Origin of the sequence: Rhizobium leguminosarum bv. viciae (assembly GCF_012276115.1) — a bacterium.
Lineage (GTDB): Bacteria > Pseudomonadota > Alphaproteobacteria > Rhizobiales > Rhizobiaceae > Rhizobium > Rhizobium leguminosarum_T.
Genome location: NZ_WIEU01000007.1, coordinates 94,932 through 121,085, shown reverse-complemented (window position 1 = coordinate 121,085; position 26,154 = coordinate 94,932). Strand labels below are relative to the sequence as shown.

Annotated in this window: 27 protein-coding genes and 1 pseudogene; 17 read left to right on the top strand and 11 right to left on the bottom strand. The window is 58.8% G+C overall.

Features of this window, described 5'->3' with window-relative positions; translation table 11 throughout:
• Positions 1 to 176 precede the first annotated feature (176 nt).
• Positions 177 to 1,094: a LysR family transcriptional regulator gene (locus GFM02_RS15215; protein ID WP_168275210.1), complete on the bottom strand. Its 918-nt coding sequence runs from the start codon at positions 1,092 to 1,094 to the stop codon at positions 177 to 179.
• Between the two features lie 108 nt (positions 1,095 to 1,202).
• Here GFM02_RS15215 and GFM02_RS15210 point away from each other — a divergent pair, with 108 nt between their 5' ends.
• From GFM02_RS15210 to GFM02_RS15195, 4 genes are read left to right on the top strand one after another with little or no spacing between them, the layout of a single operon-like run.
• On the top strand, positions 1,203 to 2,285 hold the full coding sequence (locus GFM02_RS15210; protein ID WP_168322054.1) for a 4-oxalomesaconate tautomerase: 1,083 nt from the start codon (positions 1,203 to 1,205) through the stop codon (positions 2,283 to 2,285).
• A 53-nt stretch (positions 2,286 to 2,338) separates the two neighbouring features.
• Positions 2,339 to 3,340, top strand: coding sequence for an ABC transporter substrate-binding protein (locus GFM02_RS15205; protein WP_168322053.1), 1,002 nt, complete (start codon positions 2,339 to 2,341; stop codon positions 3,338 to 3,340).
• 15 nt (positions 3,341 to 3,355) lie between these two features.
• The gene (locus GFM02_RS15200; RefSeq protein WP_168322052.1) at positions 3,356 to 4,186 is read left to right on the top strand and encodes an ABC transporter ATP-binding protein; all 831 of its coding nucleotides are present in this window, start codon (positions 3,356 to 3,358) and stop codon (positions 4,184 to 4,186) included.
• Positions 4,170 to 4,946 carry an ABC transporter permease gene (locus GFM02_RS15195; protein ID WP_168322051.1) on the top strand — a complete coding sequence of 259 codons (777 nt, stop codon included), beginning with the start codon at positions 4,170 to 4,172 and terminating at the stop codon, positions 4,944 to 4,946. Before GFM02_RS15200 ends, GFM02_RS15195 begins: the two co-directional genes overlap by 17 nt.
• Before the next feature lie 60 nt (positions 4,947 to 5,006).
• Here the strand turns inward: GFM02_RS15195 and GFM02_RS15190 are convergent, their stop codons facing one another.
• The 3 genes from GFM02_RS15190 to GFM02_RS15180 all read right to left on the bottom strand — a co-directional run bounded on the left by GFM02_RS15190 (position 5,007) and on the right by GFM02_RS15180 (position 5,843).
• A complete protein-coding gene (locus GFM02_RS15190; RefSeq protein WP_168322050.1) occupies positions 5,007 to 5,288 on the bottom strand; it encodes a hypothetical protein in 282 nt (93 codons plus the stop codon).
• Positions 5,288 to 5,458: a hypothetical protein gene (locus tag GFM02_RS15185; RefSeq protein ID WP_168321993.1), complete on the bottom strand. Its 171-nt coding sequence runs from the start codon at positions 5,456 to 5,458 to the stop codon at positions 5,288 to 5,290. Before GFM02_RS15185 ends, GFM02_RS15190 begins: the two co-directional genes overlap by 1 nt.
• Positions 5,459 to 5,585: 127 nt before the next feature.
• A complete protein-coding gene (locus GFM02_RS15180) occupies positions 5,586 to 5,843 on the bottom strand; it encodes a DUF982 domain-containing protein (protein ID WP_011651896.1) in 258 nt (85 codons plus the stop codon).
• Positions 5,844 to 6,282: 439 nt separating this feature from the next.
• On the opposite strand from GFM02_RS15180, the gene GFM02_RS15175 reads away from it, so the two are divergent.
• A complete protein-coding gene (locus GFM02_RS15175; protein WP_168322049.1) occupies positions 6,283 to 7,110 on the top strand; it encodes a nickel-binding protein in 828 nt (275 codons plus the stop codon).
• A gap of 180 nt (positions 7,111 to 7,290) precedes the next feature.
• Here the strand turns inward: GFM02_RS15175 and GFM02_RS15170 are convergent, their stop codons facing one another.
• Positions 7,291 to 7,581 carry a DUF982 domain-containing protein gene (locus tag GFM02_RS15170; RefSeq protein ID WP_168256286.1) on the bottom strand — a complete coding sequence of 97 codons (291 nt, stop codon included), beginning with the start codon at positions 7,579 to 7,581 and terminating at the stop codon, positions 7,291 to 7,293.
• 1,134 nt (positions 7,582 to 8,715) lie between these two features.
• Here GFM02_RS15170 and coxB point away from each other — a divergent pair.
• Genes coxB through GFM02_RS15145 form a run of 5 tightly spaced genes read left to right on the top strand, consistent with a single transcriptional unit; the run spans position 8,716 to position 14,149 of the window.
• On the top strand, positions 8,716 to 9,585 hold the full coding sequence (gene coxB, locus GFM02_RS15165; RefSeq protein WP_281411272.1) for a cytochrome c oxidase subunit II: 870 nt from the start codon (positions 8,716 to 8,718) through the stop codon (positions 9,583 to 9,585).
• Positions 9,582 to 12,098, top strand: coding sequence for a cytochrome c oxidase subunit I (ctaD, locus tag GFM02_RS15160; protein WP_168322048.1), 2,517 nt, complete (start codon positions 9,582 to 9,584; stop codon positions 12,096 to 12,098). Before coxB ends, ctaD begins: the two co-directional genes overlap by 4 nt.
• Positions 12,099 to 12,102: 4 nt before the next feature.
• The gene (locus GFM02_RS15155; protein ID WP_020049832.1) at positions 12,103 to 12,483 is read left to right on the top strand and encodes a hypothetical protein; all 381 of its coding nucleotides are present in this window, start codon (positions 12,103 to 12,105) and stop codon (positions 12,481 to 12,483) included.
• The gene (locus GFM02_RS15150; RefSeq protein WP_168322047.1) at positions 12,480 to 13,112 is read left to right on the top strand and encodes a cytochrome c oxidase assembly protein; all 633 of its coding nucleotides are present in this window, start codon (positions 12,480 to 12,482) and stop codon (positions 13,110 to 13,112) included. The genes GFM02_RS15155 and GFM02_RS15150 overlap by 4 nt, the downstream gene beginning before the upstream one ends.
• Positions 13,103 to 14,149, top strand: coding sequence for a c-type cytochrome (locus GFM02_RS15145; protein ID WP_168322046.1), 1,047 nt, complete (start codon positions 13,103 to 13,105; stop codon positions 14,147 to 14,149). Before GFM02_RS15150 ends, GFM02_RS15145 begins: the two co-directional genes overlap by 10 nt.
• Before the next feature lie 65 nt (positions 14,150 to 14,214).
• On the opposite strand, the gene GFM02_RS35570 is transcribed toward GFM02_RS15145, so the two are convergent.
• Positions 14,215 to 14,463, bottom strand: coding sequence for a hypothetical protein (locus tag GFM02_RS35570; RefSeq protein WP_348643971.1), 249 nt, complete (start codon positions 14,461 to 14,463; stop codon positions 14,215 to 14,217).
• On the opposite strand from GFM02_RS35570, the gene GFM02_RS15140 reads away from it, so the two are divergent.
• Positions 14,344 to 14,985, top strand: coding sequence for a hypothetical protein (locus GFM02_RS15140; protein WP_348643970.1), 642 nt, complete (start codon positions 14,344 to 14,346; stop codon positions 14,983 to 14,985). The two genes, GFM02_RS35570 and GFM02_RS15140, sit on opposite strands and share 120 nt — an antisense overlap.
• 19 nt (positions 14,986 to 15,004) lie before the next feature.
• Here the strand turns inward: GFM02_RS15140 and GFM02_RS15135 are convergent, their stop codons facing one another.
• Together GFM02_RS15135 and GFM02_RS15130 are read right to left on the bottom strand one after the other, a co-directional pair.
• Positions 15,005 to 16,498, bottom strand: coding sequence for an FAD-dependent monooxygenase (locus tag GFM02_RS15135; RefSeq protein ID WP_168322044.1), 1,494 nt, complete (start codon positions 16,496 to 16,498; stop codon positions 15,005 to 15,007).
• A 338-nt stretch (positions 16,499 to 16,836) separates the two neighbouring features.
• Positions 16,837 to 17,007: a hypothetical protein gene (locus GFM02_RS15130; RefSeq protein WP_168322043.1), complete on the bottom strand. Its 171-nt coding sequence runs from the start codon at positions 17,005 to 17,007 to the stop codon at positions 16,837 to 16,839.
• A 146-nt stretch (positions 17,008 to 17,153) separates the two neighbouring features.
• Here GFM02_RS15130 and GFM02_RS15125 point away from each other — a divergent pair, with 146 nt between their 5' ends.
• Positions 17,154 to 17,381: a hypothetical protein gene (locus tag GFM02_RS15125; protein WP_168322042.1), complete on the top strand. Its 228-nt coding sequence runs from the start codon at positions 17,154 to 17,156 to the stop codon at positions 17,379 to 17,381.
• Positions 17,382 to 17,633: 252 nt separating this feature from the next.
• On the opposite strand, the gene GFM02_RS15120 is transcribed toward GFM02_RS15125, so the two are convergent.
• On the bottom strand, positions 17,634 to 17,807 hold the full coding sequence (locus tag GFM02_RS15120) for a hypothetical protein (RefSeq protein ID WP_231283788.1): 174 nt from the start codon (positions 17,805 to 17,807) through the stop codon (positions 17,634 to 17,636).
• Between the two features lie 304 nt (positions 17,808 to 18,111).
• Between GFM02_RS15120 and GFM02_RS35565 the strand changes: the two genes are divergently transcribed.
• The gene (locus GFM02_RS35565) at positions 18,112 to 18,306 is read left to right on the top strand and encodes a hypothetical protein (protein WP_062943270.1); all 195 of its coding nucleotides are present in this window, start codon (positions 18,112 to 18,114) and stop codon (positions 18,304 to 18,306) included.
• 125 nt (positions 18,307 to 18,431) lie between these two features.
• Complete coding sequence (locus GFM02_RS15110) at positions 18,432 to 18,632, top strand: hypothetical protein (protein WP_027665927.1); 201 nt, start codon at positions 18,432 to 18,434, stop codon at positions 18,630 to 18,632.
• A gap of 13 nt (positions 18,633 to 18,645) precedes the next feature.
• On the opposite strand, the pseudogene GFM02_RS15105 reads toward GFM02_RS15110, so the two are convergent.
• A pseudogene (locus GFM02_RS15105) lies at positions 18,646 to 19,373 on the bottom strand (IS5 family transposase).
• A gap of 98 nt (positions 19,374 to 19,471) precedes the next feature.
• Positions 19,472 to 20,365, bottom strand: coding sequence for a DUF4231 domain-containing protein (locus tag GFM02_RS15100; RefSeq protein WP_168322041.1), 894 nt, complete (start codon positions 20,363 to 20,365; stop codon positions 19,472 to 19,474).
• Positions 20,366 to 20,723: 358 nt separating this feature from the next.
• Between GFM02_RS15100 and GFM02_RS15095 the strand changes: the two genes are divergently transcribed.
• From GFM02_RS15095 to GFM02_RS15085, 3 genes are read left to right on the top strand one after another with little or no spacing between them, the layout of a single operon-like run.
• The gene (locus GFM02_RS15095) at positions 20,724 to 22,088 is read left to right on the top strand and encodes a toll/interleukin-1 receptor domain-containing protein (protein ID WP_168322040.1); all 1,365 of its coding nucleotides are present in this window, start codon (positions 20,724 to 20,726) and stop codon (positions 22,086 to 22,088) included.
• Positions 22,085 to 23,095, top strand: coding sequence for an AAA family ATPase (locus GFM02_RS15090; RefSeq protein WP_168322039.1), 1,011 nt, complete (start codon positions 22,085 to 22,087; stop codon positions 23,093 to 23,095). Before GFM02_RS15095 ends, GFM02_RS15090 begins: the two co-directional genes overlap by 4 nt.
• The gene (locus tag GFM02_RS15085) at positions 23,079 to 26,153 is read left to right on the top strand and encodes a tetratricopeptide repeat protein (RefSeq protein WP_168322038.1); all 3,075 of its coding nucleotides are present in this window, start codon (positions 23,079 to 23,081) and stop codon (positions 26,151 to 26,153) included. The genes GFM02_RS15090 and GFM02_RS15085 overlap by 17 nt, the downstream gene beginning before the upstream one ends.
• The last annotated feature ends 1 nt before the right edge of the window (position 26,154 follow it).

Below are 26,154 nucleotides of genomic sequence, written 5' to 3'. Positions count from 1 at the left end.
GCAGACGCGCCGGCGCAATGGCTCCGGTGAATTCAAAGGCCACATAGGCGAAGGATTCCGAGGCTAATCCGGCTGCGGTCCGCCCTCGCCCTGCGTCTCACCCGCACCATTGCCAAAAGGACGCACGGCGCTCTAGCATGTCTGTGGGAGCTGTCCGTTCTGACCCCGACTTCGAATCATGGATTTCCAGTGAGCTTTTTCCCAGCCCAGGTTCCGATCAACATCGTCATAAACCGTTCGGCCGCCGGGGACAGCGTTCCTCCGCGGCGGCGGACGATGCCGATTGTACGGGATATTTCCGGGTTTCGGATTGGTCTGGTAACTAGGAACGGATGATCCTCCTGGGGGGTCGCGAGCTTTGGCAGAACCGAAATTCCCAATCCGGCTTCGACCAGACCGAGCGACGTCGAAAGATGGGTCACCTCATAGGACCATCGCAATTTCAGGTTGGATTTGGCCAATGCCGCATCGAGAAGCGTTCGGTTGCCGCTGGAACGATGAACCGTGATAAGCTGATAGGGTGTTAGATCGCCCCATTCCAGTTCGTCTCTCGATGCTAACGGATGGTCATTGCGAGCCGCAAGAACGAACGGATCCTCGATCAGCCGCTCGAAGACGAGGTCGGGATCGGATAATCCCATAATATTGATACCGAACTCGACTTCCCCTCGCGCAACGGCTTGCAAACCGTCGGTCGCCGGTAAGTCGAGAATCCGAAACCGGATGTGGGGATATTCAACACTGAACTGCTTGATGACTGTCGGAAGAAAATAAAACGCGGCCGTCGGCAGACAAGCGATCGTGACGAGCCCGCTGCGCTGTGATCCGGCATCGCGAACCGCAAAAAGCGATGTATCGAATTCTTCCAGCATGCGTCTCACCAAGGGGATGAGTTCGGCCCCCAAAGCGGTGGTGGAAACATGCCGCGTCGTTCGTTCAAGCAGCGGCGCGCCTATGGCGAGTTCCAACTTTTGAATTCGTCGGCTGAGGGCCGGTTGTGACAGGTTTAGCAGTTCAGCCGAGCGGTGGAAGTTTTCCAACTCCACGACCGCCAGAAAGGCCCGCAAATCCAAAATTTCGCAATTAATGCTCAAAACGCATCACTCCATCTGTAATTCGCATTTCACAAATTAATCAACTTTCCGCTAAATGCAATAACGAAGCCGATTGATACGAAAACCACATTGGTAATGGAAGCGACGATGAATGACCTGATCTCCATACCCTGTGTTCTCATGCGGGGCGGAACCTCGAAGGGGCCGTTCTTCCTATCGTCGGATCTCCCTTGCGACAAAGCCGAGCGGGACGCGATACTCCTATCCATCATGGGTTCCGGGCACCCTCTCCAGATCGACGGGATCGGTGGCGGCAACCCCGTGACGAGCAAAGTTGCCATTGTCGGGCCGTCCAGTGTAGAAGGCGCGGATATCGATTATCTTTTTGCACAGGTCCGCATCGATCAGCAGTTGGTCGACACCTCGCCAAATTGCGGAAACATGCTGGCAGCTGTCGGACCGTTCGCCATTGAGGCTGGTCTGGTGAAGTCGACAGGCCCAGTCACCCGTGTCAAAATTCATAACGTCAACACCGGCAAGCTGATTGAGGCCGAGGTTCCAACGCCGGATGGCCAGGTCGCTTATCTCGGCGACGCCGCGATTGACGGCGTCCCAGGATTGGCGGCCCCGATCGCCCTGACGTTCATGGATGCTGCCGGCGCTCGCACCGGCACGCTTTTCCCGACCGGCAATCCGCGCGACACAATCGACGGCATCGACGTAACCTGTATCGACTGTGCAATGCCGATGATGCTCGTCGCTGCCGAAGCATTTGGGATCAGCGGTTATGAATCGGCCGCAGAACTCAATGGCAACGCCGTATTGCTGCAGCGCCTTGAGCGTCTGCGGCTAGAAGCGGGCCGGCTCATGGGCATGGGCGATGTCAGCAGTCAGGTGACGCCGAAGCCGGTGTTGATCTGCAGACCCAGAAATGGCGGACACCTGAGCGTCCGCTATTTCATGCCGCTGCAATGTCACCCGTCGCTCGCGACAACCGGTGCCGTGGGTATCGCGACCGCCTGTATCAACGAAGGCACCATTGCCTCGTTGCTGATCGGCAAGCAATCGCCACCAACGACACTTGTTTTGGAACATCCAAGCGGTCGCCTGGACGTGAAACTGGATACCCGCGACGGCAAGACCATTGCGGGAATACTGAGAACGGCCCGGCGGCTCTTTGAGGGCCAGGTCTTTGCAAAACCGCTCGGCAGGATCGTTCGCGCGGCGTAACCTGAAGTGGCCACCGGGAGGGTGCCACATTAATTTATCAGTGGAGGAAAATCATGCGTAAACTCATGCTCGCGCTCGCGGCAACCGTTGCTTTTGCAGGAACGGCGCTTGCCGAACCGGTTCGCATCAGTGTCGGATCCTACAATCTCAACAACTTGCCCTTTCCCGTGGCCGCCGGCCTTGGCCTTTATGAAAAGGAAGGTTTGGAAGTAACCGTCGAGAATTTTGCATCCGGCGGCTCCAAGACGCTTCAGGCGCTCGTTGCCGGTTCCACGGATATTGCCGTCGGCTTCTACGACCACACCATCCAGATGCAGTCGCAGAACAAGGCCGTTGTCGGCTTCGTGCAGCTGGCCCGCAATTCCGGTCTCGTGCTTGCCGGTGGAAAGAACGCCACTTTCGATCCGGCAAAGCCTGACACGATCAAGGGTGCAAAAATCGGTATCACCGCACCCGGCTCATCATCAGACTTCTTCGTGCGCTACTATCTGCAGCGCCACAACCTATCGGCCGATGACGTGTCGCTGATCGGCGTCGGATCCGGGTCGGCTGCCGTTGCGGCGCTGGAACAGGGTAAGGTCGACCTTCTGGTCAACTATGATCCGGCCGCGACCTTCATCGAAGCAAAGGGTGTCGGGAAGATCCTCATCGACGCCCGCAGCGATGAGGGGGCGAAGGAAATCTACGGCGGAATCTACCCGACCTCGGTTCTCTACGCGACTCAGGCCTATATCGACGAAAACCCGGAAACCATCCAGAAAGTCACCAACGCGACCGTTAAGGCCCTGGAGTGGATGAAGAATCACAGCGCCGAAGAGATCGTCGAAAAACTGCCGAAGGAATTCGTCTCCGGCGACAGGGAGACCTACGTGAAGGCCGTCGAAAACGCCAAACCGATCTTCTCGGTCGACGGCAAGTTCAGCGAGACCGACACTCAGACACCGCTCGCCGTCTTGAAGAGCTTCAACGAAAAGGTTGCCGCCGCGACCATCGATCTTTCCAAAACCTACACGAACGCCTTCGTGGACAAGGTCACGGACAAGACCATCAACTGATTCTAGGAGGAGGCCATGGCATTGGCTGTCGTAAAACCCATGTCCGTCCCGACGGGCAAACACAATAAAAGGCCAATGGTATCGATCGACGCGGTCACGATGTCATTTGGCTCCTATGTCGCAGTGCAGGACGTGAATCTGACAGTTGCCGATGGCGAGTTTCTCGCCATCGTCGGCCCGACGGGCTGTGGCAAAAGTACCGTGCTCAACGCCATTGCCGGTCTTCTGAGGCCTGCCAGCGGCACGGTGACGATCGACGGCGCTCCGGTTAAGGGTGTCCAGAACGATATCGGCTACCTCTTTCAGCAGGACGCCCTGCTGCCCTGGAAGACATCGATCGAGAATGTCGAACTGGGACTGCTATTCAAAGGTGTGCCGAGCGCGGAGCGGCGCGAGCGGTCGATGAACTGGCTTACGAAAGTCGGACTTAAAGGGTTCGAGCATCGCTATCCGCATCAGCTTTCCGGTGGCCAGCGCAAGCGTGTCCAGATGGCGCAGGCCCTGATCGCCGGCCCCAAAGTCATCCTGATGGACGAGCCCTTTTCGGCCCTCGATATTCATACGCGGCACCTCATGCAAAACGAACTGCTGCGTCTTTGGCAGGAAGAGCGCAGGGCCGTGGTGATGATCACGCATGACCTCGAGGAAGCCATTGCCCTTGGCGACCGTGTTGCAATTCTTGCAGCCGGTCCTCGTTCGCGGGTCATCGAAAGCTTCCCGGTGGAACTCGAGCGCCCTCGCGACGTCGCGGAAATCAAACTCGATCCTCGCTTTATGGATCTGTACCGCAATATCTGGGCGAGCCTGCGCGGCGAAGTGGAGAAAAGCTATGAACGTCGTGACTGAACGCATCATCCAGCTGTGTCTGCTGGTTCTTATTCTTGGAGGCTGGCAGCTCGGCGTCACCCTCGGCGTCATCGATGTTTTCTTCTTCCCGGCGCCTCTTGATATCTTCAACCAGATTATTACCTGGGCTGCTGATCCGGGCTTCTACAAGCACATCTCGATAACCCTGACTGAGACCGTCCTCGGCTACATCATCGGCACGGGTCTCGGTGTCGCCGCCGGTGTCTGGCTCGGTCTCAGCCGTAGCGCGGCGCGCGTTCTCGACCCGTTCATCAAGGCACTCAATGCCATTCCACGCGTCGTTCTCGCGCCAATCTTCGTTCTTTGGCTCGGCCTGGGTCTCTGGTCCAAAGTGGCACTAGCGGTCACGCTCGTCTTCTTCATCACCTTTTTCAATGCCATGCAGGGTGTGCGCGAAGTCAATCCTGTCGTTCTTGCCAATGCGAAAATCCTCGGTGCCAAGCGGTCGGATCTGCTGCGTCATGTCTACTTCCCCGCCGCTGCCAGCTGGATCCTGTCGTCGTTGCGCACCTCAGTAGGGTTTGCAGTGGTCGGCGCGATCATTGGGGAATATCTCGGCGCGTCGGCAGGACTCGGCTACCTCATCGCCCAGGCGGAAGGCAACTTCGATGCTGTCGGCGTATTCGCCGGTATCATCATCCTAGCGATCTTCGTCCTGATCATCGACAGGATTCTCGATGTGGTCGAAAGCAAACTCATCAAATGGCGGCCGAACGCCGCCGAAGAGCGCCCGGCATGACGCAATGGAGGCCGGCTGACGCCGGCTGACGCCTCCTGCCGGGTCCCGATCGTCTCGGTTTCAGAGGGCGTCGCGCTCGTATCTCGGCGCCCATCCGCGGGCCATCCCGCGGCTCATCACGCTTTCCGCCAGCGCCAATTGCTGGCGGAGATGTTTGCAGTCATCGAGCAGCGAGCGTATCGCCGCCTTGGCATTGTCGTCATGCCAGGCAAGCACGGCTTCGACTTCCCAGGCTTGATCCGGCCAGGCTTGATCGGGCCACGTTTGATCCGGCCAAGCCTGATCAGGCCCAGTTTGTTCGGGGCGTGCCCGATGGGGTTCCAAGGTTTTTGCCGGCTGCATCAGTTCAGCGCCAACGGCAATTGAACCGGGCGTGGCAATGGCGGCAGCTGCCGGCTGAGTTCGACCTTTCTCTGCCAGGCGGCACGCCGCTGTTGATCGCGCTCGCGGGCTGCGCGGGACGCTTCGACAAGCGCGAGGGCGTTGGCGATCACCTGTTCCGTATGCGTCATGATCATCTCCAATGTTCCTGTTTTGTTCTAGATTAGAACTTCGGCAGGAAAAGTCAAGCGTCGGGACGATCTGGCTTTGAGGATAGGTATTGCCAGCCGCAGGCTGGCGTCGAGGCGAGGCAGATACTCAGTCCGCCGCTTCTATGACGGCGATGCCGGCCTCCTGCGCCGCCCTGATGAAGGCCGCCCGCACGTGTTCCGGTGGGAGATCGCCGATAATCGCATCCAGGCACGACTTGACGGCCTCGAAATATTCTTCGCCGTCATCTACCGGCCAGTCGCGCAGGAGCGTGCGCGCGGCGTCCCACACAGAGTTAATAACGGCATAATGACCAAGCCCCATTGAGGCCAAGCCAACCGGTCGAAAATGTGCCGTCTGTCTCACTTTGCTACAGCTTTTCCCAATTTCGGTGGAGCTCATGGGTACGATGCAATTTGCGTGCCGTTGGTAGGCCGCGTCACCGGCCGAAACGTGGCTTCACGGGATTTGACCTTGATCAGCGATGAGCAGTGTAGACGTTCCTCTTCGTCTCCTCCAGATCCCCTATAGCCGGTGCGGTTGACAACACGGAGATTGAAGTGGGGTCCTGCGATCAGTCATTAAGCGACCGATTATGGTAAATATCGGGCTTTCCATCCCACGCCTGCTGATTAAAACTCAGTCTTTCCTTTTATACTCTATAAGGACTACAGCAACTCATATGCATTGCCGGAAGCAAGAACCTCTCTAATCATTCATGGATTGTCCCAAAGGTGGACGGCGTTTCGTCCCGGTCGTACAATGCCATCTATCCTGCACGCGGCGGATCTGGGAGGAGCGCGCGATGCCTATTTTCATGGACCGGCACTTTCTTGAAGGAATCACAGCCGCCGACGTTGCCCGGGCGCATCGCATGGATCTCGACATTCAGGACAAATACGGCGTCAAGTTCCTGACCTACTGGTTCGACCAGCGGCGCGGCACCGCCTTCTGCCTCGTGGATGCGCCGGATGCGGAAACGGCGCAATGCGTGCATCGAGAAGCGCACGGCTTCGTCGCCGGCGAGGTCGTCGAGGTCGCCTTATCGGCGGTCGAAGCTTTTCTCGGCCGAATTTACGATCCTGAGCCGGCGCCTGGACAGTCATCCAGCGACGTCGATCCCGGCCACCGGGCAATCCTCTTTACCGACATCGTCGGATCGACAGCAATGACATCGCGCCTCGGCGACCGCATTGCGACCGAAATGGTCAGGGCCCATGACGCTATCGTGCGCAGATGCCTCAGCCAGAATTCAGGCCGAGAAGTGAAACACACCGGCGACGGTATCATGGCGGCCTTCGCCGCGACAACGGCAGCGGTCGCATGCGCCATGGCGATCCAGCGGGAATTCGAACGATACAACGGCGGAAACACCGAGCCTATCCATATCCGCATCGGAGTGGATTGCGGCGAGCCGGTCGAGGACAGCAACGACCTCTTCGGCTCGACCGTGCAACTTGCCGCGCGTCTCTGCGCGGCAGCCTCCAGCGACCAGATCCTCGTCTCGGAGAATATTTTTCGGGAATATGGCGCCGCCGATCTCTTCGCTCACGCAACGCGCCGACGGTTCAAGGGGTTCTCGAAGCCCATGCTGGTCTTCCGATGCGACTGGGCCAATGCCGGCGTAAACTAAGATCTGCTGGACCCGACACCCAAATAGCCGGCTGCCTCTTGGCAGGGCTTGCCGCGGCGTTTTGTGGCCAAGAAATAGGCGATCATCCGGTCTGTAGATATCTAAACCAGAACGCGCCGCGACGGATGTCACGGCGCGCCCTCGCCTGCCATGCAGACGGCCCCCAACAGCCATGTCTGATTAAGCATTACCAATTTGATGATTCATCAGTCCGTCGAACCTTGGACCACCCTCGACTTTGGCAAGCACGCCCGACATCTTCAGAAAGCGCCGGAAATTCTCGCGTGCAGCGCTCAGCGGGAAACGCCCGTTGGCCGTATCTCTGCACGCCTTCAACAGCGTTTCATATGCCAAACCCCGTTTGTCCTCCGGCCACTCGTCGAGAAAATCGAAGATTTCATCGAGGCACGTGATCTCGTCGATGAAATGTTGACGATGAAGCAGAATCGGATCAAACCGAGTTGACGACATAGTATCCTCCCATTTATATTACTTTTTTATGGTGTAATTTTACTCAAAAACCGCAATCTATTCAAGTCGAAATCGCGCCCGCTTGACTATTAACGTCGCGGAACTACTTCCATAGCGACGGAATAGCCCGATCAGCTTAGACTTACGCGAATTTAGTCATCGGCTGAGGCCGCGACGCATCACGATTATAGATTGATTGATCAATCGCGCGAATGTTTCGGCTCAGGTGAGCGTGATCTAGCGGGCAAGAAGTTTTCGTATAGGCTCGCGTTAGCATGGTAGATTGCGACCATGACAAGCTTGTGAGGACACGTTCAGATGAACCGATTTTTTCCATTGGTGGCGGCAGTGCTGATCGGTGTGTCCGCGTTCACGTCTTCCTGCACGTCGCCTGCAAGGCAGGATCACCAGGATTTTCAATATCAGCGGAATACATCGGTAAACCCGGCATGTGCGGATGGGTTCAGACCCAGCAATGCTCGCTCGTGCAGTTATTGAAAGGCATAGAGCCGGAAATTGGTTTTGCACCGAAGATGGCACGCTGCAGCAATTGGGCCGGTTGGGAACTTCAAGCCCTGCCTCACCGTTAGATGATCGGGTCATAATGGCCCGCCCCTTAAACAGGAGAACGGTTTCCCATGAACAATTTGATCTGGCTTGTCGGCGCTGTCGTTATCGTGCTCGCGATTTTGAGTTTCTTCGGCTTCCGCTGATTGCAGACGTGCTGATGGCATGCGGCGGCTCAACCGCGTCTTCTTCTCCCGGCGATCGTATGGACGAGGGAAGCCGGAGCGCGCGCCTGGTTGAAAGGACTTCACGAAGCGCGATTGACGCGTCGACGCCCCCTGACAGGTTTCGAGAAGGCCAAGCTGGCTTTTTCACGGAAGGAATTATTGGTCGTCGATTGTGACGTATTCACAGCATCGGCGATACCGCCCAGTTGCCGCCCGACAAACTTCAGCCACTTGCAACCCGACATACGCGTTCCATATCGGAGAACTTGAGCATTGGAGGAAAGGGAGACCGACAATCCTGCGATGTCTTGTTCCTTTCAGTGCACTCGTTCTTGCGGGTTGCAGCGGCCAGCAGTCCGCGCTTAGTCCCGCCGGCGAGGAATCGGAGGCGGTCTATCGGCTGTTCGTCGTCATGGTTATTGGCGGCATTTCGATTTGGGCCGGCGTAACCTTCCTGCTCCTTCACGCTGCGCGCCATCGACGGGAAGTATGGCCGGCGGAGAAGGCCGGTGTGCTCATTGCCTGGGGTGGTGTTGCATTTCCGACTGTCGTCCTTCTGCTTTTGCTGGGCTACGCAGTCTGGCTGATGCCGACGATACGGCCTTGGAACCTGCTTGCAGCAAAGGATGGGGCGATTGAGGTGACGGGGGAGCAGTTCTGGTGGCGTATTCGCTATCCGGCCGTCGGTGACCAGCCTGCTTTCGAGACCGCCAACGAAATTCGCCTGCCTGTCGGCCGACCGGCGACTTTTTCCCTCAAAGCGACCGACGTTATTCATTCCTTCTGGATTCCGGCGCTGGGCGGCAAGATGGACATGATTCCGGGCCGGACCAATTTCCTCACGCTGACGCCAACGCGCACCGGCAGCTATCGTGCCCCTTGCGCCGAATTTTGCGGTGCCTCGCATGCCTATATGGCTTTCTCGGTCGTCGTTATGGAGGAGGACGATTATAACGCCTGGCGCAGCAGGCTGACCGATGGCCACGCCGGCGTTGCGGCTGAAGGCGAACGCCTCCTGCAGCGCCATGGCTGTGTGGCCTGCCATTCGCTGCGTGGACTGCAGATCGCCGGCCAGACCGCCCCGGATCTCACCTTGATCGGCGCCCGCCTCTCGATCGGCGCAGGTGCGCTTGCCAACACGCCGGAGAACATCGCCCGCTTCATTCGCTCACCCTCATCGGTGAAACCGGGCGCGAAGATGCCCGCTTTCAACATGCTTCCCGAAGATGATATCGAAGAAATTGCCCGCTATCTCGGGGGGCTCAAATGACGGAACCACTGGCTTCGGTCTCAGCCGAAACATCCGCCGCACAGGAAGCGGAACTTCGGCGCGTATGGGCCAATCCGAAAGGCTGGCGTTACTGGACCTCGGTCAACAACACTCAGATCGGCCTGTGGTATGGATCGGCCGCCTTCATCTTCATGCTATTTGCCGGCATCCTTGCGCTGCTCATGCGCCTGCAACTGGCAGTGCCCGACAACGACTTTCTCTCCGCCGATCTCTTCAACCAGGCCTTCACGCTGCACGGCACCGTGATGATGTTCCTGTTTGCCGTTCCGATCTTCGAGGCCGTCGCAATCTTCCTCCTGCCCTCCATGCTTGGCGCGCGGGAGTTGCCCTTTCCGCGGCTTTCCGCTTTCGGCTTCTGGAGTTTTGCGCTCGGCGGCGTGTTCGTCTGCGGGTCGATATTTTTCGGGGCGGCGCCCAATGCGGGTTGGTTCATGTATCCGCCGCTTGCCACCGACAAGCAATATTCCGGCATCGGCGCGGATATCTGGCTGCTTGGCCTTTCCTTCATCGAGGTCGCCTCCATCGCCGCAGCCGTCGAGCTCATCGTCGGCATCATGAAATGCCGGGCGCCGGGCATGCGGATCAACATGATGCCGCTCTTTGCCTGGTATCTGCTGATCGTGGCGGGCATGATCCTCTTCGCCTTCCCGCCGCTGATCGCCGGCGACATCCTGTTCGAGATGGAGCGGATGTTCGACTGGCCTTTTTTCGATGCAGCACGTGGCGGCGATCCGCTGCTCTGGCAGCATCTGTTCTGGATTTTCGGACACCCCGAGGTCTACATCATCTTCCTGCCCGCCATCGCGCTGATGGCGATGATCGTTCCGACCTTCGCGCAGCGTCCGATCGTCGGCTATTCCTGGATCGTGCTGGCTGCGGTCGGCACTGGGTTCCTGAGCTTCGGGCTCTGGGTCCACCACATGTTCACCACGGGCCTGCCGCAGATTTCACTGGCCTTCTTCTCGGCAGCGTCCGAGGCCGTCGCAATCCCGACCGGAGTGCAGATCTTTGTCTTCATCGCCACCATGCTGGCCGGCCGGGTGATCTTTTCCCTTCCCATGCTCTTTGGCGCCGGGGGACTGGCGATCTTCATCATTGGCGGGCTGACCGGCGTCATGGTGGCGCTCGCGCCCTTCGACTGGCAGGCGCATGACACCTATTTCGTCGTCGCCCATCTCCATTACGTGATGATCGGCGGCATGCTGTTTCCGGTGGTTGCCGGAATCTACTATTATTTTCCGCTGGTGAACGCAAAAAAACTTTCGGATCGATGGGGCAAGATCGCCTTCTGGCTCATGTTTATCGGTTTCAACACCGCCTTCTTCCCCATGCATCTGACCGGCCTGCGCGGCATGCCGCGGCGGGTCTTCACCTACCCGTCCGACGTCGGCTGGAACCTCCTGAACCTCGTCTCCACCATCGGCGCCTTCATCTTTGCCGCAGGTGTCACCATCATCGTCATCGATATTCTGCGCCCAAGACATCGCGAACCGAAAGGCGAAATGAACCCCTGGAATGCCGGAACGCTGGAGTGGATCAGCGAGCCGGAAGAAAATTGGGGGGTGCGGTCCATTCCGATCATCAAAAGCCGGTATCCGCTCTGGGACCAGCCGGAACTGATCGACGGCATCAAAGCGGGCCGGTTCTATCTGCCCGACGCGGCCGACGGTCGGCGCGAAACGCTCGTGACGTCGGTTCTGGACGCCGAGCCGTTGCAATGCCTGCGGGTCGGCGGCACCTCGCTTCTGACCGTGATCTCCGCTTTGGCACTTGGCGGCGCATTCATCGCACTGACCTTCCATTGGTGGATCTTGACGGCGCTCTGCGCCGCCGTGACACTTGCCGCCGTCCTGATCTGGCTCTGGACCGGAACCGGCGAGATACCAAAGAAAAACCTCAGGGATATCGGCCTTGGTAAGCAGGTTCCGCTTTACGCCTCCGGCCCGGCTTCAGTCGGCTGGTGGGCAGTCTTCATCACCATGGCTGGAGACGGCACGGCCTATGCCAGCTTGATGTTCGGCTATTTTTTCTACTGGACGATCCATCCCGATTTTACGGCAGGATTGCCGGGTCCGGGCAGGCTCTGGCCCCTGATGGCGGCCGCGCTCTTTGCCCTTGCCTGGCTTGCCATGCTGTTTGCGCGATATATCAATTCGAAGGGCAGGATGGCATCGGCCCGTCTTTGCCTCCTCACCGCCACCATCCTCACACTTGCCGCCTGCGCCGCCGGTCTGGCGGGTCCCTATCTGTACGACATGCAGCCGACGGCGCATGTCTATCCGGCAATCGTCTGGGTCATCGTCCTCTGGACGGTCATTCATGGCCTCGTTGCCGTGATCATGCAGTTCTATTGTCTGGCGAGTAGTTTTGCGGGTCGTCTGACGGCGGAATATGACGCCGATCTGCGCAATGTCGTGCTCTATTGGCACTTCCTGGTCATCACTGCCCTCACCTCCTTCGGAGTGCTGGGCCTGTTTCCAGAGTTGAGGTGACGAGATGCGCCTGATCCCAAAAGAGGTGGAAACGCTCTGGACCCTGTTTACCGGGCCCGCCGTCTGGGCTCTGCATTTCCTTGTCTGCTATGTCGCAGCCGCCGTCTATTGCGCGAAAGCATCGGAAGTTGCTTTCTCTTTCGGTATGCTCCGCTTTACCTTGTCCATTGTGACGGTGCTCGCGCTGCTTGCCATTCTCGGTGCCGCCTGGCTCGCCTGGCGGCAATGGGGCTTCGGCAGCGGCGATCCGCCCCATGACGAACCGACGAGGCAAGACCGGTTGCTGTTCCAGGGCTTTGCAACACTGCTGCTGTCAGGCCTGAGTTTCGTCGCGGTCATCTTCGTATCGGTCCCGCTGCTTTTTATCGAGGCCTGTGCCCGATGAAGAACCTTGCTCTTGTCGCCGGCATCTTTGCCCTTTGTCTGGCACTGGGACTTCTTGCGACGAGCTGGAACGGCGGATCGCTGACGGCGCATATGATCGTTCACATGACGACCGTCGCTATTGCAGCTCCGCTGCTGGCGATGGCGGTCAGCGGCAGGCGGCTCGATCCCGCCGTCCATCTCCCCTGGTTCGGGCCGCTACTCGCCTCGGTCGCCGAGCTCATCGTCGTCTGGCTCTGGCATATGCCGGCGCTCCGTCGGCTGGCGGAAACGCGGCTTGATGCGATGCTTATCGAACAGGCAAGCTTCCTTCTTGCCGGCATTCTGTTGTGGACCGCGTGTTTCCAGCGTCATGAGGAAGGCACCCAGCGGCTGGCGGGCATCATCGGCCTGCTCTTCACCTCGATCCACATGACGCTGCTCGGCGTCCTGCTGACCCTTGCGCCCCGCCCGCTTTATGGGGTCGGAGATGTCACCTGTCTCGGCTTCGTCCTTGGCCGCGACACCGATCAGCAACTCGGCGGTGTCGTCATGCTCCTGGTCGGCGCAGCCGCCTACATGCTCGGCGCCATCATCCTGCTTGCCGACGTCCTCAAGCCTACGTCTTCAAGGGGCAGCCAATGCGGATAAGGTGGAGACGGATATCTGCCGGCGCCGCAGTACTTGCTGCAGCGGGCCTGTTCGTCGCCTGGGCCGGCATCATCGACATCCGTGCAAGCACCGGGCACTGGCGCGTTACGGACTGGTTCCTCCACTGGGTGATGCGGGCATCCGTGCGCACGGCAGCGCTCGGCGGGCATGCGCCACGGTTTACGGCGGCGATGCTGCCGCTTGCCGCAGGACACTACGAAACCGGATGTGCGGGCTGCCATGGCTCGCCGGCGATGCCGCGACCCGCCACCGTCGAAAACATGCTTCCACCTCCGCCCAACCTCCAGCATGTCATCGCGACATGGAACGATGCCGAACTCTTCGAGATCGTCAAACATGGCGTGCGCTATACCGGCATGCCCGCCTGGCCTTCGCTGGAACGGGATGACGAGGTCTGGGCCATGGTCGCCTTCCTGCGGGAATATCCAAGCCTCGACCAAGCCGCCTATCAGCGGCTCGCCGGCTTTTCCGCGACGGCATCCCGGGACTTCGCGACGATCGTGAAAAGCTGCGAAGGCTGCCATTCGTCGGCAGGTCTCGATGAAACCAGCCTCATCCCGCGTCTCACAGACCAGTCGGAGACCTACATCCGCGACAGTCTTGAGGCTTACGCGGCCGGCAAACGCCCAAGCGGCGTCATGAAGGTTGCGCTTTCGCAGACATCAAGCGAAGACCGGAAAAAGCTGGCCAGCTATTTCGCCAATCAGAGCGTACCCACTGAAACGGGCCGGCCTTCGGAAATACTCTCTCGCGGCAAGCTCCTTGCGGAACGTGGTGACCGGACGCGTGGCATCGCAGCCTGCGCCGCCTGCCATGATGCTGCCGGTGTCAACGAGGCCTATCCACGCCTTGCCGGCCAACCGGTCCCCTATCTTGAAAACCAGCTCCGTCTTTTCCGCAGCGGAAATCGTGGCGGCGGCGCCTATGCTGATGTGATGACCAGGGCTGCTGCAGGTCTGAGCGACGAGGATATTCAGGCGCTCGCGGCCTACTACAGTGCGTTGTCAAAGGATTGAAGCTTTCCTGCGCGACGATGTTCGCCGGATTGCAAAAAGTAGATGATCACCCCCCGGCCCTTCCTTTACACTTCCAAGGCAGATGGTAAGGGAATTCGATGGCTCGTCTTATTGGCGCAGATGAAGCGGCGCAATCGGGAAAGCGGACTGCAAAAGCCGATCGGCCGACGGGCTTGGCGCGGGATGTTACAGCCATCAAGATCGGCGACTGTCTGCTCGGTTACAAGGCTGTCCAGCGCCGCATGCGGACCGGCCGCTGGAATCATTTCCGCGGCCGGATGCGCGAGATCGAAAAATTGATCAGGCACCGTCACGGAGACATCGTGCCCGAGGCCGATGACGCCTTGATTTATGTCGAGGTGATCGCCGGCCTCGCCCTTGTCGAGTTCAAGGAAGAGTTCGTCGAGGTGGTCCTCGGCTGGGCGGCGCGATGGCTTCCCTGGGCTGGGAAAGCCGACATAGAGGACGTGATCTACGAGCGGACAAAGGTGCGCTTTTCTGACCTGTCCGCCGACGCGCTCGGCCATGCTTTGCACCTCAGTTACTTAGAACGGAGCGCCCTCGATATCCGCACCATCGGTGCCTTCGATGTGCCGAAACAGAAACGAGCAAAACTACAAAAAGAAAAGCGGCGGCAGCGGGACCGAAGCCGAAAAGAGGAGCAGCGCCGTGCCGCCGGCGCGCTTTCCAGAGCCGACTATCTCGCCAATTCTTTCAGTCAAGCGCGCCCCTGGGAGGCTTTCGGCATCAGCCGCCGGACATGGGAACGCCGCGGCAAACCCATGCCGGACCCCGCGATGATATCGGATTGCGATCCGATCTCGCTCGCCGCTTAGGCAAGCGCTTTTGTCAACTTTAGCCGGGTGGTCCGAACCAGCTATTCATCGCCTCCTGCAGACCATCCTGCGTCCTGTCATCCACCCACGCCACATATCCGTCGGGCCGGATCAACACGGCCGTTGGCGCGGAGACTAGGCCCAGCGCCGGCAGCTCCCATGCGCCGTCATATCCGGCGTCGACCAACTTGATGCGGTCCGACCAGGGCGCGATGTCGAAGCTGCCGGGCGTGTCGAGGTTCAAGAGCACCGGCCGCGCGTCCTGGAGCAGCTTATAGACGCGCGTGGGACCGACAGGCGTGGTGAGATCGAGGTCAGGCATTCGGCGGCCGAGCAGCGGATGCCCCTCGCCGAACTCGTAATGGATCGCCAATCCGGACATCTCGGCGGCGATGCGTTTGCGCGGCTCCTCCATGCCAAGCAGCTCCGTTACCACGTCACGCAAGGCTTCGGTGCGATCGTCGGTCCGCTGCAATGCCACCTGCGCCATCGTCATGCGCAACACGCGGGCCGCAACCGGATGCCGCTCGGCGTGATAGCTGTCGAGCAAGGCTTCAGGCGACTTACCCTTCACCACCTGGGCCAGCTTCCAACCGAGATTGACGGCATCCTGCACACCGGTATTCAGGCCTTGCCCGCCGACCGGAGAATGCACATGGGCGGCGTCGCCGGCAAGGAGTATCCGGCCCTTGCGGTAGGCCGTCGCCTGCCTGGACATGTCGGTGAACCGGGAAATCCAGTTAACACGATGGATGCCGTAATCCGTTTCGAATGCGGCGAGGAGGGCTTCCCTGAGATCACCGAGCGTCGGTTCGGTCGTGGCGCCGGCATTCTTCTCAGGCACCATCACGCCGATCGGACCTTCCTTGGCAAAAACGATCTTGCCGTCGACAATTTCATACTCCTCCCTGCCGAAGGCATAGATGCCAAGGGGCGTGCGATGGATGCCCAATGGCGGCTCCTCTTCCATCTCCACTTCGGCGAGAACGTTGCCGGTCGTCGCATCCCATCCCGGAAACGCGATGCCGGCAGCCTTGCGAACCAGACTGCGGCCACCATCGCAGCCGGCGAGATAGCAGGCCCTGAGCGAGGCCCCATCGGAGAGTTCGATGCTGACGCCGCTGTCATCCTGCACGAAACCCGTTACCTCGAGGCTGCGATAGATCGGCACCGCCAGCTCGCCGACCCAGCCGGCCAGAATGCGCTCGATATGCTTCTGCCGCAGCGCCAGCCCGTAATTGTGCCGGGTCGGAAAATCGCTGATATCCAGACGCGTCACCGCGAATCCCGTGACCTGGGCTATCTGCCCTTCCGCGAGGAACCGGCCGACGATGCCACGCTGATCGAGAACCTCGAGCGTGCGTGCACTCAGACCGCCGGCACGCGTACCGGCAAGCCCCTGGTCAGGGCGGCGCTCGACAATGGCGACGTCGACGCCCGCCAAGGCCAGTTCGCCTGCCAGCATCAGGCCCGTCGGCCCTGCCCCTGATATCACGACTGCATGTTCCCTCATCCGCAATCTCCCCTGTTCCGCCGCACTCTCTTAGGGTTCCAGACAGAGCTGGCCCCACTGCTTCTCCACAATCTTATTGGTCCTGCGCAGCTGCCGATTTTCTCTGTCGCAGGTTGTTCTCCCTATAATAAGAGTTCCATACTGGTTGGAAGGACTTGCGACAGGATATCGGCCTTGCTTTCCAAAGCCATATTCTTTGCCATTTGCTGATCTGGTGCCGTGGAACCCAAGGCGTTTCAGCACGACCTGACCGGGTGGGCGTTGGACTTTGACAGGCATCTTCACCGGTCATCGTCTGTTCTCGAACGGCGATCAATCAATGACTTGGAAAGGGTATCTTACTGCGGAGCCGGAGCTTTTTGCGGAATCGTCTCGGCCGCCGGTCGCTCGGACGGATCGGCGGGATGGCCATAGATCATGTAGGCGGCGCCTGCCAGCACCCCGAGGACGAGAAGAGTGAGCACGTAGAACATCATGCCGCGGATGGCCGTCTTCGGTGTCTTGTCCATCAGGATCTCCAGGATTGCTCAGCAGTCAAATTCCATGCGAGCGCTTTTGGTTCCGACGCGGCGGTTGTTCAGGTGAGTAGCCGCGCACGGAACGATCAGGTCCGGATTTGGTTTAATCCACATCCTCATCGCTAGCGGAGGCCATCATGTGGGCAATCCTGACCGGAGCCGCTCTCATCATCGGCGGACTTCTTTTTCTTTTTACGTCGGCGCTTGGTCGAAAACCGAGTAATCCGCACCAAATGCCGCAAGGCGGCACCACGCTGGAACCACGGCGCCAAGGCCTTAGGTTCCTCGGGCTATCGCAAAACTGGCCGGCGCTCGCCGTTATCGCACTCGGCGCCCTTCTCCTGGCTTTTGGCGGATATTCATGACACCCGACAGCCATCAACCACCTTAACGCCTTCGGCATCAAAAACCCGGCTTTCACCGGGTTTTTGTTCAGTCATTACCAAGTCTGGCGACCAGACCAGTCATCGATGAGGAGGAAACGGACCGCAGCGGAATTTGGTTCCTGTGCCTGAGCCAATTTCATAAATCGTCGCGTTACTTGCATCGACGCAGGTAAACGACAGCCCAGCCATGCGCGCAGGCGCTCGCCAGCAGCCGATCGCCATCGGCTTAGTTCAGTGTTTGAGCAAATGGGCACCTATTGTGCCGACCATAGTGCGGAGATCATCTTTCGACCGTACCCCATGCTCGAACATGGAGATCAACTCTTGAGCTGCTTTGATTGCACTTGGGCTATCCTTGGAGCAGCAGCGAGCGGCGCACCATTCGTCATAGATGTCTTTGATCATTGTGAGGTCTTCTGGACCCAGAGCCGACTTGGAGCCGTGCATACCTTGAAACATCGCAATCCTCCCAGATGCTGACGTGACACGTAACCACAACGCACTGATTTTATGCCAAGTTCCGGAGATTTCAATGTGCGGTATAGGACAGAGCGAAAGACGCAAGGCTCTGCCCGCGTCCAATCAACCCCAGACTCCAATCAAGAAAATCGCCAACAATTTTTGAAACGATAATAGATGTGAAAATATTAATCTAAGCGTGAAGCAAATCATTTTCCCAGTGTTATACTATGTCAATGGGAGAGGAACAATGTCACTCAATATATTCGTCAATCTCTACAATCTAGGCGGCCTTGACGCACTTAACGTTTCTCTGCGGAGCCTGTCGGATGAAGAAAGGCTTGGTGCATTACTCTCTCTTGAGAAGATAGGGTACGAAGTGATCTGGAATGCCCGGAGAAAGCCAGCTTCCGCATATGTGTGGAGCGGTCCGAACGAACACTAGTTGTCAGATGGGACAAAGGCCTATCCGGAAGATTGCGATGAGACCTCACGAGCTTGTGTCTCCCTTCATCCGCTTTAAAAGGAGATGTTCATCCTCTATCGTTCCAAATGAAAGTGAGGGCGATCATGATCCGATCCCAGATAGCCGACGCACAAACCGCGTTGAGCGACGAAGAAGTCGCGCTTTGCCAAAGAGTCTTTGACCACATCAGCTCGGTGCGAGAAATCACGACAGACACCGAGCGCGAAGATCTGGCTCAGCGGGTTATCCATTCGTACCAGCATGGGGTGAAGGACGAGGGCGCGTTGCTGCGACTGCTGATCTGAGAGCGATCGACATTCATGGTATCCAGATCATGATTGCGGCGAGATGGATGAACCTGTGAAGTGGATAGTTCGACGCTCGTAGCGCGTGGCAAAGCGTCGGAAGTGTTTCAGGCGATTGAAGCACCTTTCGATGCGATTGCGATGCTTGTTAATCGGATTATGCGGGATGATGACTCTCGGGAACGATTTGAGGGTATGACCGCCTCGGCCTCCATCTTCGCGATCGTTGCGCGCAAGGCATTGCTGTCATAGGCTTTATCGCCCAGAACGGCCTGACCTGTCTGGTCATGAAGAAGAGCGGGAGCTTGCGTGACGTCGCCGACCTGGTCGGCCGTCACGATAAAGCGCAAGGGACGCCCGAGTGCATCGGCCAGCATATGGATCTTGGTCGTCAGTCCACCTCTGGAACGCCCCAGCGCCTGATCCTTGCCCCTTTTCCGCTCGCCGCCTGTTGATGAGCAAGCACGATGGTGCTGTCGATCATTAAGTACTGATTGTCCCGGTCAGCAGTGAGGGCATCAAAGACCCGCTCCCATACGCCGGCATGGCACCAGCGACTGAACCGGCGATGGACCGTCTTCCACTTGCCGTAGCGCTCCGGCAGATCCCGCCAGTGTGCACCCGAGCGCAGCACCCACAAACATCCGTTCACAAACAACCGGTTATCTACCCCGTCCGACCCGGATCGCTGGCCTAGCCTGGCAACAAAGGCGCAATTCTCGACCATTGCGCCTCGTTCAACTCCTATCGCTTCACTCCCATCAAAGGCCTCCGTGCTTCACACGGTACCCTATGAATCAGTGATCAACCGATTTGGGAATCCTGAATGTCGATCGGTCCTAGGGCTTTCCACACTTAGCTTGCCAAGCTCCGTTCTCGGCCGCGAGAATCGACTCGCATCTCTCGACGAAGCTCGACCATTCAGGCGACGGTACAACAAGACTGGAATTTGAACAGCTTAGTTCATTGTCGAGCCGGCGCGCCGTGGCGCGATACGTGGCAATAAGAAAATCGTATCGAGACGCTTCGGTATGAGCGAGGATGGCTCCGCCTATCGTGGTCAAAACCGACGTTAGCGCTATGAAATCGAAACCCAAGCCGAATAGGTTCTTGCCAGCCACGCCAACGGCGGCCGTGACAAGGGCGGCCAACAGGGACAGAGCGAATTCGATCCTGCGAAGCCTCTTTGCGACAGGAGCATATTCAGCTGCTTTCATTTCATACCGGGCGATTTGTTTCCGGACGCGGTTGTCGATGTATTCGGATGGAGCTGCAAAGCGGGTCGAGGGAGCGGATCCTGCTCCTTGATTTGGCTCGAGCAGCGATAGCAAGTCATCAATATTCTCAGCTATGTTTTCACGCTCTTCGTTAAATCGCTCCGCGGCGTGTACCTGATCATCGAAGGGAGCAGCGAACGCCGAATATTTGTAGATGGCTCCTTTCAGCGCCTCAGAAGCGGCCCGAATCCTGGTCCAGGCCGCAACCTGCGTACCTCCAAGCAGACGCGAGTTCAGAAAGCTTACGACACCGAGCAGGACTGCGCTCGCAACTGCCAGACGAAGACGCCATGAATCGTGTTCGGTTGCGAATTGGCTCGCCACAGCGGCGAATAGTGCCGCAATCGCCGATAGGGTGAGAGTGACCCACCTTGTACGATCAATGGTCTGCTTGAGTTTGGTTGCTGTTCTGGACCACGTCGACTGCAATGCAGACGCTGATGCGAGAGGCTCCATTGCGACGTACTCCCCAGTTTTCCTCGAAACTTAATTCACTCCATGAGTGTCTTACGTCGGCAATCGCTTCCATCAAAAATGAACCATGTAGATGCTGCTTGTAAAGCAGTTCATGCCTGATGCGTAGCTTTATGGCAGCATCGGGCTCGCGTAAGAGAGCCAGAGGGGATTCTAGCAAACCGACCCTGGGGCATGTCACGAGTGCGGACTGCGGTGCGTTACAGCGCTTGCAACCCGGCTTTGTTTTCGTAAGGGCAAGCTTTGTACCTGCGTTAGAATATTAGCAGTCACTTGTGTAAAGTTAATCCACAATGTAAGGTTTGCGTTAGGATCGGTTGCCTGAGGGGAATCTCGGTTGATGATGCGCTACGTCTTCATTTCCCATGCCAATCTGGACAAGCCGCTGCTGAAACCGATCCTGGAGGCGCTGCTTAGGGAGGGAATCCCGCTGTGGGTGGATCGCCCACGCGAAACCGGCCTCGGTGACCACCCATTGTTGCAGCCGGGTATACGGTCCGGAGCTGATTGGGATGCCGAGATCCGCTCGGGGTACGAACGTGCGGTTTGCGTGCTGTTCTTTCTCTCTTGCAATTCCAACAATCTGGCGCGTTCAGATTCGCTTTTTCGCGAATTTGATCATGGCAGCCACAACGATAAGCTGGTTATAGCCAAGCTCGACGATATTGGCCGCGGGGAGATAAGCGGCCTGATGCGTATCAGGCAGGCTGTCGACGTGTCTGGGTTCCGGACCGAAGGCCCACCCGCTCTTGGGGGTTTGGTCGCGGAACTCCGCCGTTTATTGCTGCACGAGGGCGGCGCGTCCGCCCAGCCGTCGCAGACGAACCAAAAGCGCTTCGGTCGATTGCTTCCCTTTGACTGCGACCGTCGCTTGCAGCGACGCCGCTTTCGCGAGGCGGTCGAGGCCGAACTCGAGCGTGACTTAGTGCGACCGCAGATGTTCTTCGTCGTCGGCGAGGAGAGTCAATGCGCCGACAAACTCGTCGAACAGTTTCAAGCTGTCGACTTGCCGTACCTATTGCAGCGCAGAGGGCTCTCGGCCCCAGTCGACGATCGGCTACTGCGCTGGCCGGCCGATGTCAGTTCCCGTGCCGACACTGACGAGATCAAAGACCATCTCGACGACCTGGAGTATGAGCTTGCTGAAAAGCTTGGGATAAGTGCGCGCTCGGGCATTACGGGCATCGAGCACCGCCTCAAGCACCAGAACGGCGCACTATTTCTCTATTTCGATGTCAGCGTGCGCAAGTGGAACGACGGCCACCACCGCCTGCTCGTCGAGTGGATCGACTGGTGGAGACGCCTGAACACAACAGGGCGCCACTATCCGATTGTCGTAGTCGGGCGGTTCTGCCACGGCGGCGAACGTATTTGGCCATTCGGGATCGGATCGCCCACCGCGCGGGTGCTGAACTATCTCATGGGCCTTGCCAAGTTGGCTGGCGATCTGGTGACGATCGCGATATTGCCGCAGCTCGGTCCTGTCAGCTACGAGGACGTCGAAGCCTGGATCGATGAGCACAGCGCTTTCGCCGCCGAGGCGCCGCCGGATTTGCGAATTCGGCTGCGAAAGTATTTCACCGGCGCGCTCGGCATGGGCGAGCGCAAGGTGCCAATGGTTCAGGCGGCCTCATTCCTAAGGACGATCATTGACGAAATGAAGATCAGTGCCGATACGTCCTCATCGCGGAGCGCAGTGTTATGACCATGCTGTACCCAGCTACGCCGTCGAGCGCACCGCCAGCCGTGCCGAAGCCACTTCCTCCCTCGCCTGGCAACGAGATGCGCGATCCGCGCGAATACCGCCGAGATCCGGGGCTGGTCGATGCGGTCAATGTCGCACTGCTTTTGCGGCAGCCCCTGATGGTGACGGGGGAGCCGGGTACGGGAAAGACGGTGCTTGCGGCGAGCGTCGCCTTTGAACTCGGGCTCGGTGTGCCACTAGCCTTCGAGACCAAGTCGACATCGCAGGCGCGAGACCTTTTCTACGGCTATGATACGATCGGGCGATTTACTTCCAAGGAGCTCGGCACTGGCGCCGGCCGGCCCGCCGACTACATCACCTATAATGCGCTCGGCGAGGCGATCGTGCGCGCAAACGATCCGGATTTGGTGCATGAAGTGCTGCCGGCCGGTTACGTCCACCCCGGTAAGCGGCGATCGGTCGTGCTGATAGACGAAGTGGAAAAGGCCCCGCGCGACTTCCCAAATGACATCCTGAACGAGATCGAGCGGATGTATTTTCGCATTCCTGAGCTTGGCAACCGCGCCATTGAGGCCGATCCCGACCATCATCCGATCGTAGTAATAACCAACAACTCGGAGAAGTCGCTGCCGGACGCGTTCCTGCGCCGCTGCATTTATTACAATATCCCGTTCCCCAACGCGGCGACGATGGAGGAGATCGTGCTCGCGCGCCTGCCAGGCTATTTCCCCCAGGACGCTGACTTAACCCTGATGCGCGACGCTGTGAAATTCGCGCTCTTCGTGCGGCACGACCCGGCGGGACTGGAGAAGAAGCCAGGAACCGCGGAGTTGCTCAACTGGCTGAGTGCCATGTTACGGCGCGGTGCCGCGCCATCGACCTCACTGTCTAATCCCGCGACGCGAGAGCTCGCGCGGCGCAGTCTGTCGGCGCTAGCCAAGATCAGCAGCGACCAGTCACGGGTAGGGGACATGCTTTCGGGATGGCGTGATGGCGCGCGCGGCTGAGGCTCCGCTAGCCGTCGACACCGTGTACCGCCGGCTGGCCGAGTATCTTGCGCGGGTCAGACTCGAGGGTGTCGCTGTTGGCGTCGAGCAACAATCGCGGCTTTTCCTTCTCCTATCGCGGCTCGAAAATGCCGGCGCCATGCCTGCTACGGCCGGCGCGTTCGCGCGTCTCATCGTGCCTGTCCTCGCTGGCACGCCGACACAGCAAGCGATGTGCTACGATCAATTCCTCGCCACATACTCCGAAACAGGCATAGAACTCGACGAATCGGGAGGACTGTCGGCTGACGGAAAAGGGGAGGAGCAAAAGACCTGGCTGCGGCGCGCCGTCAGTACTAGCATCACGCGGGCGGCGGCAGCGATGGTGATCTCCCTAACGATCGCGCTCGTGGTGTTCGCGTGGCAGGCGATCGATCGCCGCCCGGTCGAAAATCCGGTATCCGTCACGAATGCGTCGGCGGTCAGCGCAGACCCAAACAAGCTGCTTCTCGAATGGATTCGGAAGCTCCAGATCAAGGAACTGGAGCTTCCCAAGCAGCGACCGTGGAACCGATCACTGCGCTGGTTCTACACAGAGTTCGGGTGGCAGAAGTCCATGGTCGCGGCGCTGCCCTGGCTAGTTTATGCCGCGGCTTTCGCGGGACTTGTCTACCTCACGCTCGCGCACCTGCGGCGTGAGAGCCTGCGCCAGAATCTGCGGACGCTGCCGCTCTCATTCCATAGCGGCCGGCCGCGCTTCGGCGATCGTGGGCTCCTCACCGACCTCCAGCCTTTGCGCAGCCTGGCGCGTGACGAGATTCGCGAGATCGACCCCGAGGCGATGGCGGTCGCGACCGCCGAGCAGGGCGGCTTGTTGACGCCTCGCTGGCGTACGCGGCCGGTGCCTGCCGACTTCATCGTTCTGATCGACCGCCGCGGCCCGCGTGACCATCTCGCGTCTTATGGAGAGGCTATCGTGGAAACGATGCGCAGCGCCGGTCTTTTCGTCGAGCAGTTCGACTTCGACCGCTCGCCTTGGACATGTCTACGCAGACGCTCTGGGGAGATTGAAACTTTGCGTTCCGTAGTCGGCGGTTTTCCTGGCGCAATCTTCCTGTTCCTTGTCTCCGAGAGTGAATTGCTGGATGCCGGATCGGGCGCGCCCAAGGCGTGGATCGGAGAGTTCGGCAATGTGGAGCGCTTCTTTCTCGTCGTGCCGGAGGATCCTTCCGGCGTGAGCTCACTCGGCCGGGCGCTACCAAAGGGCCTCATGGTCGCGCATGCCTCACCGGCCGGGCTTCGCGCGATTGCGGCCCGCCTGATCGCGCAAGTCGTGCCTAGCACGACCTGCGACGCGGCGTCGGCGCTGATAAGGCTGGTTGCGCGCATCAATGAGCGCGCCGACCGCTGGATGCAGGCAGCTTCGCCGCCCGCACTGGAAGTCGACGGCCTTGTCGCCGAACTGCAGCGGGCGGCAGGAGATGAAGCCTATCGCTGGATCGCGGCGACTGCGGTCTATCCCGAACTGAGCTGGCCGATGACGCTCTATCTGCGCGACCGGGCGGGTAGACGCGGCGGCCACCCAGCTTTGCTCGGTCCCGACCTTCTCGCCGTGGCGCAACTGCCCTGGTTCCGGCGGGGCTGGATGCCCGACTGGATGCGGACGCGTCTGCTCAGACGACTTTCGGCACCGGAGCGGCGCAACGTGCGGTCGTTGCTGCTCGAGGCGATGGGCATCACGACGGCGACCCGCCCGGCCTCGCCGGCAATGCAGATCTCCGCGCGAAATCAAGTGGGCGTACCTCCGTCGGAGCGCATCCGCTCCGACCGCATCCTCGTCGACTACCTCTTGCCCAGCCTCGCTTCTGCCAACCACCTCTTTGCGTTGCCAGAGGAGTGGGCAAAGAGGATTGCACGGCGTCCACTGCGCCGGCTTGCCATTGCAGCCTGCTGCGGTGCGATCTTCGCAGCAATCGCGTCCTTCGGCGCAGTCGCGCTGCTGCCCATCGATGAATGCGATCTCTATGGAACTAGTCCGTTCCAAAATGATGCCATCGGGCCGGTCCTTAGCCCGTTTCGAATGTTCCGCGGCGGATATGTCGAAAAAGTGATAGCCGCCTGCGAGACTTCGGCGGCGCGAGAGCCAGACAATGTGCGATTTCGCTTCCAGTACGTAAGGGCGCTTAGCGGGAGAGTAAATATCCAGCCTAGCGAGATTGAAACCGTTCGTGCCAACCTATCCGAGTTGGTGAAGATTAATTATATCGCCGCGATAAATGCCATGGGACACAGCTACTTCGAAGGAATATTTCCTCATAACAACGAAAAAGCATTAGAATATTTCATGAAGGCCTACAATCTTGGCTCCATGGAAGCTGGTAGAAATTTAGCAGTAGTTTATCGATCCAAATATCGAGAATTCAAGAATTCTTATTTCAAGAACGAGAGTAGGAGGCTTTTGGAGGAATACATTGATAGAGGCGGTACAATTGTCACTAATTACACATTAGCGCTAAGCAGTGGTGAATACGGATCCCCGGACTTACCAAAATATCTAGAAATATTAAAGCTTGGTGTGGATCGCCATGACGGAGATGCGGCGGCAGAGATGGGCGCACTTTACGCAACTGGAGAAATTTGTGCGGATTGCTTACCGAACTATAAGGAGGCAAATAAGTATTATTTCAAGGCCATTGATTGGAGCTCCAATCCCTCCGCGGCCACGGAATTGGCCAGCGATTACTTTTACGGGAGGGGCACCGATATAGACATTTCCCAGGCATTTTATTGGGCCGCATTCGGGGCGCGTCTCGGTAACACGGATGCCGTTGACCTACTCTACCAGATCGTCGCGACCTCCGATGAGACCAAGCTTGTTGAACTCGGGCTTGAGCCGAGGCAGATAGTGGGTGAAGTCAAGGGATCGGCCGTAGGTGGCAACGAGTATTCGCAGGACTATCTTGGCCGTATACTCGAAGGCCAAGGTAAAGTTGAGGAGGCGCTGGTCTGGTACCGCAAGGCAAGCGACCGAGGCCTTCAGGAGGCAACCGAGGCCGTCAAACGGCTATCCAGCGAGTAGT